General features: G+C 71.9%; 15 protein-coding genes. 2 read left to right on the top strand and 13 right to left on the bottom strand.

The features are described from left to right. Positions 1-8 precede the first annotated feature (8 nt). On the bottom strand, positions 9-524 hold the full coding sequence (locus tag ACLQ3B_RS21805; protein WP_425782515.1) for a hypothetical protein: 516 nt from the start codon (positions 522-524) through the stop codon (positions 9-11). Between the two features lie 192 nt (positions 525-716). Then, positions 717-1343, bottom strand: a complete 627-nt coding sequence (locus tag ACLQ3B_RS21800; RefSeq protein WP_425782514.1) for a disulfide bond formation protein DsbA — start codon at positions 1341-1343, stop codon at positions 717-719. Between the two features lie 219 nt (positions 1344-1562). Here ACLQ3B_RS21800 and pepN point away from each other — a divergent pair, with 219 nt between their 5' ends. Both pepN and ACLQ3B_RS21790 read left to right on the top strand, forming a co-directional pair. Then, complete coding sequence (pepN, locus tag ACLQ3B_RS21795) at positions 1563-4112, top strand: aminopeptidase N (protein ID WP_425782513.1); 2550 nt, start codon at positions 1563-1565, stop codon at positions 4110-4112. 77 nt (positions 4113-4189) lie between these two features. Then, a complete protein-coding gene (locus tag ACLQ3B_RS21790) occupies positions 4190-4753 on the top strand; it encodes a Uma2 family endonuclease (protein WP_425782512.1) in 564 nt (187 codons plus the stop codon). Positions 4754-4816: 63 nt separating this feature from the next. On the opposite strand, the gene ACLQ3B_RS21785 is transcribed toward ACLQ3B_RS21790, so the two are convergent. The 11 genes from ACLQ3B_RS21785 to ACLQ3B_RS21735 all read right to left on the bottom strand — a co-directional run bounded on the left by ACLQ3B_RS21785 (position 4817) and on the right by ACLQ3B_RS21735 (position 14404). Then, positions 4817-5224 carry a DUF5130 family protein gene (locus tag ACLQ3B_RS21785; protein WP_425782511.1) on the bottom strand — a complete coding sequence of 136 codons (408 nt, stop codon included), beginning with the start codon at positions 5222-5224 and terminating at the stop codon, positions 4817-4819. Continuing rightward, positions 5211-5507 carry an aa3-type cytochrome oxidase subunit CtaJ gene (locus ACLQ3B_RS21780; RefSeq protein ID WP_112584149.1) on the bottom strand — a complete coding sequence of 99 codons (297 nt, stop codon included), beginning with the start codon at positions 5505-5507 and terminating at the stop codon, positions 5211-5213. The genes ACLQ3B_RS21785 and ACLQ3B_RS21780 overlap by 14 nt, the downstream gene beginning before the upstream one ends. A gap of 75 nt (positions 5508-5582) precedes the next feature. Continuing rightward, entirely contained in the window at positions 5583-7046 is a 1464-nt protein-coding gene (locus ACLQ3B_RS21775) for an amidase (protein ID WP_425782510.1), read from the bottom strand. A 228-nt stretch (positions 7047-7274) separates the two neighbouring features. Further along, positions 7275-8282 carry an amidohydrolase family protein gene (locus ACLQ3B_RS21770; protein ID WP_425782509.1) on the bottom strand — a complete coding sequence of 336 codons (1008 nt, stop codon included), beginning with the start codon at positions 8280-8282 and terminating at the stop codon, positions 7275-7277. Next, positions 8282-8806, bottom strand: coding sequence for a 3-hydroxyanthranilate 3,4-dioxygenase (locus ACLQ3B_RS21765; protein ID WP_425782508.1), 525 nt, complete (start codon positions 8804-8806; stop codon positions 8282-8284). Before ACLQ3B_RS21765 ends, ACLQ3B_RS21770 begins: the two co-directional genes overlap by 1 nt. Further along, on the bottom strand, positions 8803-9225 hold the full coding sequence (locus ACLQ3B_RS21760; protein WP_425782507.1) for a RidA family protein: 423 nt from the start codon (positions 9223-9225) through the stop codon (positions 8803-8805). The genes ACLQ3B_RS21765 and ACLQ3B_RS21760 overlap by 4 nt, the downstream gene beginning before the upstream one ends. After that, complete coding sequence (locus ACLQ3B_RS21755) at positions 9222-9995, bottom strand: 2-keto-4-pentenoate hydratase (protein ID WP_425782506.1); 774 nt, start codon at positions 9993-9995, stop codon at positions 9222-9224. Before ACLQ3B_RS21755 ends, ACLQ3B_RS21760 begins: the two co-directional genes overlap by 4 nt. Then, positions 9992-11113 (bottom strand): 4-hydroxy-2-oxovalerate aldolase, encoded by a 1122-nt coding sequence (gene dmpG / locus ACLQ3B_RS21750; protein WP_425782505.1) that lies wholly within the window; start codon positions 11111-11113, stop codon positions 9992-9994. Before dmpG ends, ACLQ3B_RS21755 begins: the two co-directional genes overlap by 4 nt. Then, a complete protein-coding gene (locus tag ACLQ3B_RS21745; protein ID WP_425782504.1) occupies positions 11110-12045 on the bottom strand; it encodes an acetaldehyde dehydrogenase (acetylating) in 936 nt (311 codons plus the stop codon). Before ACLQ3B_RS21745 ends, dmpG begins: the two co-directional genes overlap by 4 nt. Before the next feature lie 62 nt (positions 12046-12107). After that, positions 12108-12902 carry a 2-keto-4-pentenoate hydratase gene (locus ACLQ3B_RS21740; protein WP_425782503.1) on the bottom strand — a complete coding sequence of 265 codons (795 nt, stop codon included), beginning with the start codon at positions 12900-12902 and terminating at the stop codon, positions 12108-12110. Positions 12903-12922: 20 nt separating this feature from the next. Then, positions 12923-14404, bottom strand: coding sequence for a 2-hydroxymuconic semialdehyde dehydrogenase (locus ACLQ3B_RS21735; protein ID WP_425782564.1), 1482 nt, complete (start codon positions 14402-14404; stop codon positions 12923-12925). Positions 14405-14426: the final 22 nt, after the last annotated feature.

Genomic DNA, 14426 nt, shown 5'->3' with positions numbered 1-14426 from the left:
CGGGTGGGTCAGCCGGCGCGGTCGGAGGTGCCCCGGCGGTGCTTACCCGCGCTCACCGGCCCACCGTTGCCACGCCGGCCGGTACCGATCGGCCCGGCGTTCAGGGCGCGGCGGGGCGACACGGGCGGCCCCGGCACGGGGCGGTCGGGGGGAGGCGTCGGAACGGGCCGCGGGCTCAGCGGCGGCGTCGGCACCGGGCGCGGAGGAGCCGGCGCCGGCGGCGGGGGCGCCGGTTCGGCAGGTGCCGCCCCCGACGGCAGCAGCGCCGGCACATCGGTCGACACGGCGTCGACGGGTGACGGCGACGCGCCGACGGACGTGGGCGGGGTGAGCCGGGAGGTCACCGGGACCCGCGCCACGCCCACCACGATGGGCGGCGCGAGCAGATCCACCAGGTGGGCGGGTAGGTCCGGGCGGACCGTCGGCCAGCGGGAGTCGTCAACGGACCAGTAGTCCGCGCCGGGAGTCTCGATCACCCCCTGCCGGGTCAACTGATCATCACCGGACGCGCGGTGCTTGGCCATCTGGTATTGCCTCCACGAACTGCGGCGTGCGGCCCTGCGGGTCGCTGCGGCGGACACCGAGGGAAACGACGCCGCCCGCCTCCCGGTGACGCCACGATCGTCCGCCGACCTCGGCGCCGCACCCGGCGTCCGACACGAAACGCCCCCGTCCGCTCAGCTGACAAGCACGGACGGGGGCGCGGTGGTCGTCGCTCAGTCGAAGATCGGGCCCTGCTCGCGGGTGCGCTTGAGCTCGTAGAAGCCCGGGGTGCCGGCGACCAGCAGCACGCCGTCCCAGAGTCGGCCGGCGGCCTCCCCCTTCGGAGCCGGAGTGATCACCGGGCCGAAGAACGCGACAGGGGCGCCGTCCGGGCCGGGCGCGTGCACGACCGGAGTGCCCACGTCCTGCCCGACCGGGCGCATGCCCGCCTCGTGGCTGGCCCGCAGCGCCTCGTCGTAGTCGGTGCTGTCCGCGGCCGCGGCCAGCGCCGGGTCGAGGCCGGCCTCGGTGAGCGCGGCGACGTACAGCTCCGGACCCCGCTCCTGCTTGTGCAGGTGGATCCGGGTGCCGAGCGCGGTGTACAGCGGGCGCAGCACCTCGTTGCCGTGGCGCTGCTCGGCGGCGATGCAGACCCGCACCGGGCCCCACGCGGTCTTCAGGAACTCCTTGTAGTCCTCGGTCAGCCCGTCCCGGCCATCGTTGAGCACGGCCAGGCTCATCACGTGGAAGCGGATGTCCACGTCCCGGACCTGCTCGACCTCGAGCAGCCAACGGGAGGTGATCCACGCCCACGGGCAGGCCGGGTCGAACCACATGTCGGCGGTGACACGTTCGGTCACGGTGAGATCCCTTCGCGACGAGTGGCGCCGGCGTTCGGCGTCTCAGGGAATCTTCACCCCGCAGCGCGTCGACCGGCACGCGAATGAGAGCGTGACCTCGGCCACCGCGGGCTGCCCGTACATGGAAGACTCGAATCGGGCCAGCCGTCACGAGCGGTAGGCGAACGGGCGCCGCCGGGCGTACGGCGACATGTGGGATGGAGACGAACAGTGCCGGGAGTGCGCAACCTGACGCAGGTCGAGGCGACCGAGCGGGCACGCCTGCTCAACGTGACGGGGTATGACATCAGTCTGGACCTGTCCACCGCCGTGCTGGCGGCCGACGGTCGCACGTTCAGGTCGACGACCGCGGTTCGGTTCCGCTGCTCCGAACCGGGCGCGAGCACGTTCATCGAGTTGGCCGCCGAGTCGGTGCGCTCCGCGACGTTGAACGGCACGCCCGTCGACCTCTCCGACTGGTCGGCCGAGAAGGGCCTGACCCTGTCCGGGCTGGACAGCGACAACGTGCTGGTGGTCGAGGCCGACTTCGGTTACTCCAACAGCGGCCAGGGTCTGCACCGGACGGTCGACCCGGTGGACGGCGAGACGTACCTCTACAGCCAGTTCGAGACGGCCGACGCGCAGCGGGTGTTCGCCTGCTTCGACCAACCCGACCTGAAGAGCGTCTACACCTGGCACGTCACGGTGCCGGCGCACTGGCGGGCGGTGTCCAACATGCCCGTGCAGCGCGAGGAGCCGGCGGGTGAGGCGCTCAAGACGCTGCACTTCACCGAGTCGCCCCGGATGAGCACCTACATCACGGCGATGTGCGCCGGGCCGTACCACGAGGTGCGCGACGCTCACGACGGCATCGACCTGGGGGTGTTCTGCCGGGCGTCGATGGCACAGTACCTGGACTCCGACGACCTGTTCCTGATTACCAAGCAGGGTTTCGACTTCTTCCACGAGAAGTTCGGCGTGCGTTACCCGCTGCCGAAGTACGACCAGCTCTGGGTGCCCGACTTCAACGCCGGCGCGATGGAGAACTTCGGCTGCGTCACGCACGCCGAGTCGCACTACCTGTTCCGCTCGCAGGTCACCGACTTCGAGTACGAGCAGCGGGCCAACACGATCCTGCACGAACTGGCCCACATGTGGTTCGGTGACCTGGTCACCATGCGCTGGTGGAACGACCTGTGGCTGAACGAGTCGTTCGCCGAGTGGGCCAGCCACTGGTGCAACACCAACGCGACCCGCTTCACCGAGGCGTGGACGACCTTCCTGTCCATCCGGAAGAACTGGGGCTACCGGCAGGACCAGCTCTCCTCCACCCACCCGGTCTACACCGAGATGCCGGACATGGAGGCCGTGGAGGTCAACTTCGACGGCATCACCTACGCCAAGGGCGCGAGCGTGCTCAAGCAGCTCGTCGCGTACGTGGGTGAGGAGCCGTTCGTGGCCGGGCTGCGGGCCTACTTCGGCAAGCACGCCTGGGGCAACGCCACCTTCGACGACCTGCTCACCGAGCTGGAGGCCGCATCCGGGCGGGAGCTGCGCAAGTTCGCCGCGCAGTGGTTGGAGACCGCGCAGGTCAACACGCTGCGGCCGGAGGTGACCATCGGCGCGGACGGCACGTACGAGCAGGTGCTGGTGCGGCAGGAGGCGCCGGCGGCGTACCCGACGCTGCGGACGCACCGGATCGGCGTGGGCCTGTACGACCTGACCGACGGGCGGCTGGTCCGTCGTGAGCGGTACGAGGTGGACGTGACCGGCGAGCACACGGATCTCGCCCCGCTGCGTGGCGTCCGGGCGGCCGATGTGTTGCTGCTCAACGACGACGACCTCAGCTACACCAAGCTGCGCCTCGACGACCGTTCGATGGCGAACGTGGTGCAGCACATCGGTGGCTTCGACTCGTCGCTGGCCCGCGCCCTCTGCTGGACCGCCGCCTGGGACATGATCCGCGACGCCGAGCTGTCCGCCCGCGACTACGTGGCGCTGACGCTGAGCGGGCTGCCCGCGGAGACCGACATCAACCTCGTCACCGCCACCCTGCGGCAGGCGACCACCGCGCTCACCCTGTACGCCGACCCGGCCTGGGCGCCGACCGGCTGGGCCGACCTGGCCCGTACCGCCCGCGACGCGCTCGCCGCCGCCGAGCCCGGCAGTGGGTTCCAGTTGGCCTGGGCCCGTGCGTTCACGTCGGCGGTGCGCTCCGAGGAAGACCTGGCGACGCTGCGCGGTTGGCTGGACGGCACCGGGATCCCGGCCGGGCTGACCGTCGACACCGAGCTGCGCTGGTCGGTCCTCGCCGCGCTGGTGGCCAACGGTGCCGCCGGCACCGCCGAGATCGAGGCGGAGCTGAGCAGCGACCGCACGGCCAGCGGTGAGCGGGAGGCCGCGTACGCGCACGCGTTGATGCCGACGGCCGAGAACAAGGCCGCCGTGTGGGCCCTGCTCACCGGCCCGGACGCGCTGCCCAACTGGCGGCACCGGGCGCTGTTGCAGGGCTTCGCCCACCCGGCGCAGGTGGAGCTTGTCGCCCCGTACCGGGAGCGGTACTTCGCGGCGGTCGGGCAGGTGTGGGCCACTCGGGACAGCGAGCCGGCGCAGGAGTTCGCCCAGCTGGCGTACCCGACCTACCTGGTGGAGGACGACACGGTGGCGGCCACCGACGCGTGGCTGGCCGGTGACGGGCTTCCCGCCCCGCTGCGTCGGCTGGTGGCCGAGGGCCGCGACGGCGTGGTGCGGGCGCTGAAGGCCCGCGCGAAGGACGCCCAGAGCGCCTGAGCAGCTTGTTCGGGGCCGGCGTGGGTATGAGCCCACGCCGGCCCTGGACGTTATCGTGGCGAGAGGAGGTGGACGTGATGGCACAGCCAACCGACGAGTGGCGGCCCCATGCGCGCGCGTGGCGCGAGCAGGACCTGTTCGACCTTCCCGAGAATGGGAACCGCTACGAGATCATCGACGGGAGCCTGCACGTGACCCCACCGGCCGACGACGATCACCACGAACTGGCCGACAGCATTCGGACGGCCATCGGGGCTGCGGCACCAGTTGGTTGGCGGATCATTCGTGAGATCGGGCTGGCGCTGCCGTCGGGAAACCTGATTCCGGATGTGACGGTGCTGAAGCCAAACACCCCACGTGGTGTGCGTTGGCATCAACCGCAGGGCGTCAGTCTCGTTGTCGAAGTGGAGTCGCCGACGAGCCGCCGGCATGACCGCTTCACCAAACCCGGTCTCTACGCCGAAGCGGGGATTCCGCATTACTGGCGGGTGGAGCGGGGCGACTTCGGCCCGATCATCTACCGCTACCGCCTCATCAAGGACGTGCACTACGACCTGGTCGGCACCATCGGTCCGGACGACGCGGTGACCGTGGACGAGCCGTGGACGATGAGGTTGGATCCGAGCGCCTGGCCGCGCTGAGACACACAGACAGACCGAAGCCCGGCCCGCTTGCAGCGGGCCGGGCTTCGTCGTGTGTGTGGGTCAGCCCTTGCCGGCGTGGCTGGAGAGCTGGTCGAGGCCGTTGATGATGCCGCCGGCCAGGTCACCGCCGCTGAACGCGCCGACCATGGAGAGCGCGGCCAGCTTGGCGTACGTGTCGGGGATGCGCTTACGGGCGTACCGCCCGGTGATGATCTCCAGCTGGCGCTGGTTGGGCGACACGGCGATCAGCACCGACTTGTCGGGCTCGGCGAGCTGACGGTGCAGCCGCTGGGCGTGCTCGCGGATCGGCTCGTCGAGACCGCCGACGAAGATCGAGAAGACCAGGCCGGTGCCCTGGTCGGCCAGGCGCAGGGCCTCGTCGATGCGCAGCAGCTGGCGGGTCGAGAAGGGCCCGTCGAGCACCTCGGGCGGATTTTCCGACCCGGCCTGCTTCTCACCAACGGTCACTTGCGCCTCCGGTTCCACCGGCCGGCGCCTCGACGCTGGCCTGCTCAAGCTTGTGGCTGGTCAGCGCGGGCGCCTGCGCCCCCGCCGTCAGCGCGGTGCCGGCCGAGTCGGCCAGCTGCTCCGGGCGGCCCAGGAACCAGACCGGAGTGAAGTCGAAGGGCCGGCCCGGACGGTAGCGCTTGGCGCCACCGCCACCGCCGGTGGCACCCCCGCGGCTACCGGCGTACGACAGGCCGGCGATGACCAGCACCGCGGCCAACGGGATGCCGACGAAGACCAGCAACGTCTCGGTAACAGACAATCCCAACGCCCCCAGGCGGAAGAAGGACGACCTTGAACAACCGGGTCGGGTGGACGATCACGCTGCCGACCGCCCGACTCCGTCGCCATTCACGTTAGCGGAGTCGACGGCCCGCCAGATTGCGGGGTGCCGATCCCATCCGTCACTGGAGTTCTCCAGTTGCGCAGCGGTAGCGATTAGCCGCGCGTCGTCGCCGTACCGGCCGGTGAGCAGCACTCCGACGGGCAGGCCGTCGGTCGTGGTGCCCAGCGGCAGGGAGACGGAGGGATCGCCTGTGACGTTGAAGATGGCGCAGTAGGGCGAGAACCGGCGTTGCCTGTCGAAGTCGGCGGCCGGGTCCGCGTCGGCGGTGAACCAGCCGACGGGCGCCTGCGGGGTGGCCAGGGTGGGACAGAGGAGCAGATCGCAGCCGGCGGTGCGGCGGGCGCCGAGGCGCACCTGCGCCTGCAACTCGCCGAGGGTGGCGGCCAGGGTGCCGGCGGAGACCTCGGCGCCCCGGGCCCGAAGCAGCCGGGTCAACGGCAGCAGCTGGGCCTCCCGCTGCGGCGGCACCGGGGCGAGCGCCAGCACGTACCAGAGGATCTCGAACAGCGGCCACGCCGCCGGCCCGAGCGGCGGCGGCACCTCGACCACGTCGTGGCCGGCCGCCGTGAGCAGCGCGGCGGCCCGGTCCACGGCGGCCACGCAGTCGGGGTGCACCGGTTCGTCGGCGAGCATCGGCGTGGTGAATCGGCCGATCCGCAGCGGGCCGGGCTCGGCCCGGCGCGCGGCGGCCAGATAGCCGCCGGGCGGCGCGGCCGGCGGCAGGTACGGCTCACCGGGGACCGGGACGGCCATGACGTCGAGCAGCGCGGCGACGTCGGTGACCGTGCGCCCGAGCGGGCCACTGGTGGGCAGGCCGAACGCGCCGGAGCCGATCGGCCCGCCGGAGACGAGGCCCCGACTGGGCTTGTAGCCGACCAGGCCGCAGAGCGACGCCGGGATGCGCAGCGACCCACCGCCGTCGGACCCCTGGGCGACCGGGACGAGCCCGGCCGCGACCGCCGCCGCCGCGCCGCCGCTGGAACCGCCAGCGGTGTACGCCAGCTGCCACGGGTTGCGGGCCGGCGGCGCGACCAGGCCCTCCGAGTAGAGCGAGCAGCCCAGCTCGGAGGTGGTCGTCTTGCCCAGGCTGACCAGGCCGGCGGCCTTGATGAACCGGACCACGTCGGCGTCGACCGGCGGGACGAAGTCGAGAAAGGCGGCCGAACCGAAGGTGGTGCGGACCCCGGCGGTGAGTGTCAGGTCCTTGATCGCGGTCGGCACGCCGTGCAGCGGGCCACGCTGCTCGATCGGCACCGCGTCGGCGGCACGTGCGGCCTGCCGGGCGAGGTCCGGTGTGACGGTGACGAACGCGCCCACGGTGTCGCCGAGCGCCGCCACCCGGTTCAGGGAATGCTCGACCAGGTCGACGCTGGACAGTTCGCCGCGGGTCATCGCGGCGGCCTGCTCCAACGCGGTCAGGTCGTGCGGCTCGGCCATGCCCTCATCCTGCCTGCTGGGAGTGGCTGTCGGCGGGCCGACACGGCGTCGGCCTCTGCTGCGGCGCCGGTATCCGCCGACCCGCAGTATCGGCCGCGCCGCCAACCGCACCTCCCTGCCGTGCCCTTTGCTCTGCTTCAACGGACGCAACAGCAGGCGTCCGATTACCGGACACAGGGCGTTGCGTGGGGTGAAGCAGAGCAAAGGCAGCGGAACAGGGGTACGCCCTCAGCGCGGCCCGCGCAGGAAGCGCAGGGCGTTGGTGGACAGCAGCTTGTCCCGTTGGTCGTCGGTGAGGAAGTCAGCCGCGTGCACCACCGCGCCGGCCGGCCGTTCGCCCAGCGGGTACGGGTAGTCGCTGCCGACAAGCACCCGGTCCTCCCCCAGCGTGTCGACCAACAGCCGCAGGGCGGGCGGCGCGAAGACCACCGAGTCGACGCTGAACCGGTCGAGGTAGCTGCTGGGTGGGCCGACGGACGCGCCCCGGACCAGGTCGCCACGTCGGTGCCAGGCGTTGTCGGCGCGGCCGAGCCAGAACGGGAAGCTGCCGCCGCCGTGTGCGAAGCAGATCCGCAGCGTCTCCGGCACCCGGTCGAAGACGCCGCCGAGGATCATCGCCAGCACCGACAGGTGCGTCTCGGCGGGCATCCCGGTGAGCCAACGGGCCATCCAGCGGTCCAGGCGCGGCCCGCCCGGCATGTCCCACGGGTGGACGAAGACCGGTGCGCCCACCTCGGCGCAGTGCTGGAGGAAGGTGACCACGCCGGCGTCGTCCAGGTCGCGGTCGCCGACGTGGTTGCCGATCTCCACGCCCACGTGCCCGGCGGCGAGGCTGCGGTCCAACTCGGCGCAGGCGGCGTCCGGGTCCTGGAGCGGCACCTGGCAGAACGGCACCAGTCGGTCACCTCCGGCCGCGGTGACCTCCAGGGTCAGGTCGTTGAAGATCCGGGCGACCTTCACCGCCTGGTCGGCCGGTCGGTCGTAGCTGAAGAAGACCGGGGTGGGCGAGACCACCTGCACGGCCACACCGTCGGCGTCCATGTCGGCCAGTCGGCGCGACGCGTCCCAGCACTCGGCACCGACCGGGCGGAACTCCGTCTCCCCCACCATGATCATGGCCGCGCGCTCGGAATCGACCCGCAACCACGGCCAGCCGGACCCGCCGCACGCCGCGCCGAGGTCCGGCCACCCCTTGGGTACGACGTGCGTGTGCACGTCGACCACGCCTGCGGGCATCAGCCCTTGCCCGGGTGCAGGGTGCCGCAGTCGGCGCAGGTGCGCGCCCGCTCATCGGCGTAGAACGCCTGGAACACCGGGGGCAGGTCGGCGGCGATGTCGCGGACCTGCAACTCGACCTCGTGCACCTTGCTGCCGCACTCGGGGCAGTACCACTGGAACGTCTCCAGCGTCCCCTCCTCGCGGACCCGCTCGACGACGACGCCGATCGAGCCGGCCTCCGGCCGCTGCGGCGAGTGCGGGGTGTTGCGCGGCAACATCCACATCTGCCCCTCGCGCACGTGCACCGTACGCGGCCCCTCCGGCGTCACCAGGTTGATGTGCATGTTGCCCTTGACCTGGTAGAAAAACTCCTCGTACGGGTCCACGTGGAAGTCCGTGCGCTGGTTGGGCCCGCCCACCACCATCACGATGAAGTCGTCCCCGCCGGGGAACATCTCCTTGTTGCCCACCGGGGGCTTCAACAGGTGCTGGTTGTCGGCGATCCAGCCCGGAAAGCTGAACGGCTCGGCGATCTCACTCACGACTGACCTCCCAAGGGAAGAAGGGCCACGGCCTGGATTTCGATGAGCAGGTGCGGGTGCGGCAGTTGGTGCACCGCCACCGTCGTGCGGGTCGGCCCGGAGGCGTCGAAGAACTCGGCCCAGACCTCGTTGTAACCACCGAAGTCGTTCATGTTGACCAGGTACGTCGTCACCTGCACGAGGTCGGCGAGGTCCGCGCCGACCGACCGCAGCAGGTCCCGCACGTTCTCGATGACGGCCCGCGTCTGCACCCGGACGTCGAGGTTCGTCGTCCCGAATTCGTCGACCGACACACCGGCGAACGTGTTGTCCGGCCGCCGCGACGACGTACCCGACACGAAGACGAACCCACCCGCAACCTTGACGTGCGGAAAGGCCCCACGCGGCACGGCCTTGCCAGCCACCACCCGAGCGGTCACGACGAAGCCCGCAGCGACGCCGTGCCGAGCTTCTCCACGACGGCACGGACATGGGCACCGGGACGCAGCGGCACCGCCGCGGTGGCCGCGCCGGCCAGGAAGACCCAGCCGGACTCCAACCGCACCCCGTGCCGTCCCGCCAGCCGGATGCCCTCGTCGAGCGCCCGGCGCGGATCACCGAGGATCGCCGCCGTCGAGCCGACCTGCGCCACCCGCCCGTCGACCTCCAGCAGCACGCCCAGGTTGTCCAGCCCGGCCGGCACCGGCGACCACGGCCCGATCACGAAGGCGGCGGCCGAGGTGTTGTCCGCGATCACGTCCGGCAGCGAGAAGCGGAAGTCCGCGTACCGGGAGTCGATCAACTCGATGGCCGGGGCGACCGCGCGAACCGCCGTGGCGAAGTCACCGACCGGCTCGCCCGGCTCGGGCAGCCGATCCAACAGGAACGCCACCTCCGGCTCGACCCGGGGATGGATGTACGAGGCCGCGTCCACGGCACCGCCGTCGGGCACCCGCATCGCGTTGGTGAGCCGCCCCCAGATCACCTCGTCCACGCCGACCTGGGCCATCTTCGCCCTGCTGGTCAGCCCCATCTTCAACCCGATCAGCCGCTCACCGGCGTTCAGCCGGCGTTGCAGCAGCGCGGCCTGCACGGCGTACGCGGTGTCCACGTCGAGGCCGGTCTCGGCGGCGAGCTGCGGGATCGCGGTGGCCGTGTCGGCCGCCGCGCCCAGCTTGTCGGCGATCCCCGTGATGTCCACGCCGATCATGCTGCGCCACCCTTCGTTCCCGGCTGCGGGGCTCGCAACCCCGGCTCGCTCCTCGCGCTGACGGCCTCCTGGTCGGCCAGGTCGAGTGCCACGTCCACGATCATGTCCTCCTGGCCGCCGACCATCCGGCGACGGCCCAGCTCGACCAGGATCGACCGGACGTCCACGCCGTACTTCGTGGAGGCCCGTTCGGCGTGCCGCAGGAAGCTGGAGTAGACCCCGGCGTAGCCCAGGGAAAGCGTCTCCCGGTCCACCTGGACCGGCCGGTCCTGGAGCGGGCGGACGATGTCGTCGGCGGCGTCCATCAGCGCGAACACGTCGCAGCCGTGCTTCCAGCCGTGCAGCTCGGCGACCGCGACGAAGACCTCCAGCGGGGCGTTGCCGGCGCCCGCGCCCATGCCGGCGAGGGAGGCGTCGACGCGGACGGTCCGGCCGTGCGCCGCGTCGGGGCCGGCCGGGCCGGAGCCGGTGACCCGGCCGTGCTCGACGGCGAGCACGCTGTTGGCCACCCCGAGCGACAGGTTGTGGTGGGCGTGGATGCCGATCTGCGTGTCCGGGGCGAGGACCTGCCGGTACGCGTCGACCCGCTGCGCCACGTCGGACATCAGCAGCCGGCCGCCGGAGTCGGTGACGTAGACGCAGTGCGCCCCGTACGACTCCATGAGCTTGGCCTGCCCGGCCAGCCCAGCCGGATCGTTCATGTGCGACATCATCAGGAACCCGGCCACGTCCATGCCGTTCTCCCGGGCCCAGGAGATGTGCTGGGCGGAGATGTCCGCCTCCGTGCAGTGGGTGGCGATCCGGACGCTTGTCACCCCGAGCGCCTTCGCGGCCTTCAGGTCGGCGATGGTGCCGATGCCCGGCAGCAGCAGGGTGGTCAGCTTCGCCGTGGTCAGCACCTCCGCCGCCGCGGAGATCCACTCGGCGTCGCTGGCGGCGCCGTGGCCGTAGTTGACGCTGGAACCGGCGAGCCCGTCGCCGTGCGCCACCTCGATCGCGGCCACCCCGGCGGCGTCCAGCGCGGCGGCGATGGTGCGTACGTGGTCGACTGTGTACTGGTGGGCGATGGCGTGCATGCCGTCGCGCAGCGTCACGTCCTGGATGTACAGGTCGGTCATCGCGCGGCCACCTCCGAGGAACGCCTGGCGACCAACCGCTCCGCGGTGCGCAGCGCGGCGGAGGTCATGATGTCCAGGTTCCCGGCGTACGCGGGCAGGTAGTGCCCGGCGCCGGAGACCTCCAGAAAGACCGACACCTGCAGGGCGGTGAGCCGCCGCCCGAGCGTCGGCAGGTACGCCTGCACCCGGTCGAACTGGACGTCCTGCTTGAGTCGGTAGCCGGGGACGTACTCCTGCACCGCCGCCACCATGTCCGTGACCGAGGCGGCGATGGCGTCGGTGTCGGCGTCGGCGTCCGGGCAGAGGCAGTAGACGGTGTCCCGCATCAGCAGCGGCGGGTCCGCCGGGTTCAGCACGATGATCGCCTTGCCCCGCTCGGCCCCGCCCACCACCTCGATGGCCCGGGCCGTGGTCTCGGTGAACTCGTCGATGTTGGCCCGGGTGCCCGGCCCGGCGGACTTCGACGCGATCGACGCGACGATCTCCCCGTACGCCACCGGGGTGACCCGGCGTACCGCGGCGACGATCGGCACGGTCGCCTGCCCGCCGCAGGTCACCATGTTGACGTTCGGCTCGTGCAGGTGCTCGTCCAGGTTGACCGGCGGCACCACGTACGGGCCGAGCGCGGCCGGGGTCAGGTCGATCACGGTCCGGCCGTGGGCGCGTAGCACCTCGTCGTGGCGGCGGTGCGCGCCGGCCGAGGTGGCGTCGAACACCAGCTCGACGTCGGCGAACTCGGGCATCGCCACGAGCCCGTCCACGCCGTCGGCGGTGGTGGCGACGCCGAGCCGGCGGGCGCGCGCCAGGCCGTCGGAGGCCGGGTCGATGCCGGCCATCGCCACCATGCGCAGGCTGTCACTGAGCCGCAACACCTTGATCATCAGGTCGGTGCCGATGTTTCCGGAACCGAGCACCGCCACGTTTGTGGTCACTGCGGCTGTTCCATCTTCCGTTCGCGACTGCGGGGCTCGCAAAACCGGCTCACTCCTCGCGCTCACTGGTCCACCTCGCTGAAGGATGTCCGCACCGAGCCGAGCCCGGAGATGCGGGCCTCGTACGCGGCGCCCGGGGTGACCGGCACCATCGGGCCGAGCGCCCCGGAGAGCACCACGTCGCCGGCGCGCAGCGGGTCGCCGGCGCGGGCGAGAGTGCCGGCCAGCCACTGCAGGGCGTGCAGCGGGTTGCCCAGGCAGGCAGCGCCCGCGCCGACCGAGACCGGCTCGCCGGCATGTTCCAGCACCATTCCGCACAGACGCAGGTCCACGTCGGCGAGCCGGCGCGGCGTGGTGCCGAGCACGAAGAGGCCGCTGGAGGCGTTGTCGGCGACGGTGTCCACGATGGAGATGTCCCAGGCGGCGATCCGGGAGTCGACGATCTCGATCGCCGGCAGCACATGGTCGACCGCGCGGATCAGGTCGACAGTGGTGAGCTGCGGGTTCGGGAGATCCTTGTCGAGCACGAAGGCGATCTCCGCCTCGACGCGCGGCTGGAGCAGACGGTCGATGGGCACCTCGACCCCGTCGCCGACCGCCATGGCGTCGGTCAGCATGCCGAAGTCCGGCTGGAACACCCCGAAGGTCTCCTGCACGGCCCGGGAGGTCAACCCGATCTTCGCGCCAACCCGGCGTTCGCCGCGGCCCTGCCAGGCCCGGGCCTGGAGCTGCTGCACACGGTACGCGGCCTCGACGTCGCCCTCCGGCAGCAGCCGGCCCCGAAGCGGCGCGCACGGCTTGCCGGTGCTGCGGGCGTCGGCCAACTCCCGGTTGGCGGCCTCGATGTCAGCTTCCATGCCCGCTCCCTCGCTACGGCTCACGACAGGTCCACGCAGACGTTTGTGAGTTCTGAGTAGAAGTTCAGCGAGTGCACGCCGCCCTCGCGACCGATCCCGGACGCCTTCACCCCGCCGAACGGGGTACGCAGGTCACGCAGGAACCACGTGTTGACCCAGACGATGCCGGCGTCGAGCCGGGCGCCGGCCCGGTGCGCGACGCCCACGTCCCGGGTCCACACGGTCGCCGCCAGGCCGTACTCGGTGCCGTTGGCGAGGGCGTACGCCTCGTCCTCGGTGTCGAACGGCGCCACGTGCACCACCGGGCCGAAGATCTCCTCCCGGTTGGTGCGGGCGTCCGGGCCGAGCCCGGTGAGCACTGTCGGCTGCACGTACGACCCGCCGTCGCGGGTGTCGCCGAAGGTGGGCGTGCCGCCGCCGGTGAGCACCTCGGCGCCCTCGGACCGGGCCAGCTCGTACGCACCGAGCACCTTCGCCCGGTGCTGGTGGGAGATCAGCGGCATGGTGGCGGTGGCCTCGTCGGTCGGCCAGCCGTACGCCAGCTCACCGGCCCGCTTGGCCAGCCGGGCGGTGAACTCCTCGAAGACCGGGCGCTGCACGTAGATGCGCTCGGTGCACAGGCACACCTGACCACCGTTGGTGAAGCTGGACCGCACCGAACCGGCCACCGCGGCGTCCAGGTCGGCGTCGGCGAAGACCAGGCCGGCGTTCTTGCCGCCGAGTTCGAAGCTCACCGCCTTCACCCCGTCGGCGGCGGCCCGCATGATCGCGCCGCCGGTGGCCGACTCGCCGGTGAAGGTGATCGCGTCGACGCCCGGGTGGCGGGTGAGGAACTCGCCCGCCGAGTCCGGCCCGAAGCCGTGCACCAGGTTGAACACCCCGGCCGGTACGCCGGCGGCGGCCATCACCTCGGCGAGCACCGTCGCCGACGCGGGAGTCTCCTCACTGGGCTTGACCACGACGGCGTTGCCGCAGGCAAGCGCCGGAGCCACCTTCCAGGTGAGTAGCAACAGCGGCAGGTTCCACGGCACGATGACCGCGACCACGCCGACCGGCTTGCGCAGCGCGTAGTTGAGCGCCCGGCCGCCGGTCGGGGTGACAGTCGTGAACGACTCGGTGGGGGCGGTCGCCACGATCTCCGCGAACGCCCGGAAGTTCGCCGCGCCGCGCGGAATGTCAAGCGTGCGGGCCTGGGCGATGGACTTGCCGGTGTCGGCGACCTCGGCGGTGACCAGGTCGTCGAAGCGGCGCTCCAGCTCGTCGGCGACGCGGCGCAGCACCTCGGCGCGCTCGCGCTCCCCCATCCGGCCCCACGGCCCCCGCAGCGCCGCCCGGGCGGCGGCCACCGCGTCGTCCACAGTGGACCTCGACGCCTTGGCCACCTCGAAGACCTGCTCCCCGGTGACCGGGCTGGCCTTGGCGAACGTCGTGGCGCCGTCGACGAACTCGCCGGCCACGAAGTTTCGCAACCGGTGCGGACCGGCCGGGGCGTGACCGGCCATCAGTCGCGGATCCCAGTTGCCG

The organism is Micromonospora sp. DT53 (assembly GCF_049841535.1).
Taxonomy (GTDB): domain Bacteria; phylum Actinomycetota; class Actinomycetes; order Mycobacteriales; family Micromonosporaceae; genus Micromonospora.
Note: the sequence above shows the minus strand (reverse complement) of the source record. Positions and strands in the feature narration are given on the sequence as shown.

Excerpts from the sequence above, each read along its gene's own strand:
- ACLQ3B_RS21735 (WP_425782564.1), bottom strand. The coding sequence starts at position 14,404 with ATGGCCGGTCACGCCCCGGCCGGTCCGCACCGGTTGCGAAACTTCGTG.
- ACLQ3B_RS21770 (WP_425782509.1), bottom strand. The coding sequence starts at position 8,282 with ATGCCCGCAGGCGTGGTCGACGTGCACACGCACGTCGTACCCAAGGGG.
- ACLQ3B_RS21790 (WP_425782512.1), top strand. The coding sequence starts at position 4,190 with ATGGCACAGCCAACCGACGAGTGGCGGCCCCATGCGCGCGCGTGGCGC.
- ACLQ3B_RS21775 (WP_425782510.1), bottom strand. The coding sequence starts at position 7,046 with ATGGCCGAGCCGCACGACCTGACCGCGTTGGAGCAGGCCGCCGCGATG.
- ACLQ3B_RS21740 (WP_425782503.1), bottom strand. The coding sequence starts at position 12,902 with ATGGAAGCTGACATCGAGGCCGCCAACCGGGAGTTGGCCGACGCCCGC.
- ACLQ3B_RS21805 (WP_425782515.1), bottom strand. The coding sequence starts at position 524 with ATGGCCAAGCACCGCGCGTCCGGTGATGATCAGTTGACCCGGCAGGGG.
- dmpG (WP_425782505.1), bottom strand. The coding sequence starts at position 11,113 with ATGACCGACCTGTACATCCAGGACGTGACGCTGCGCGACGGCATGCAC.
- ACLQ3B_RS21755 (WP_425782506.1), bottom strand. The coding sequence starts at position 9,995 with ATGATCGGCGTGGACATCACGGGGATCGCCGACAAGCTGGGCGCGGCG.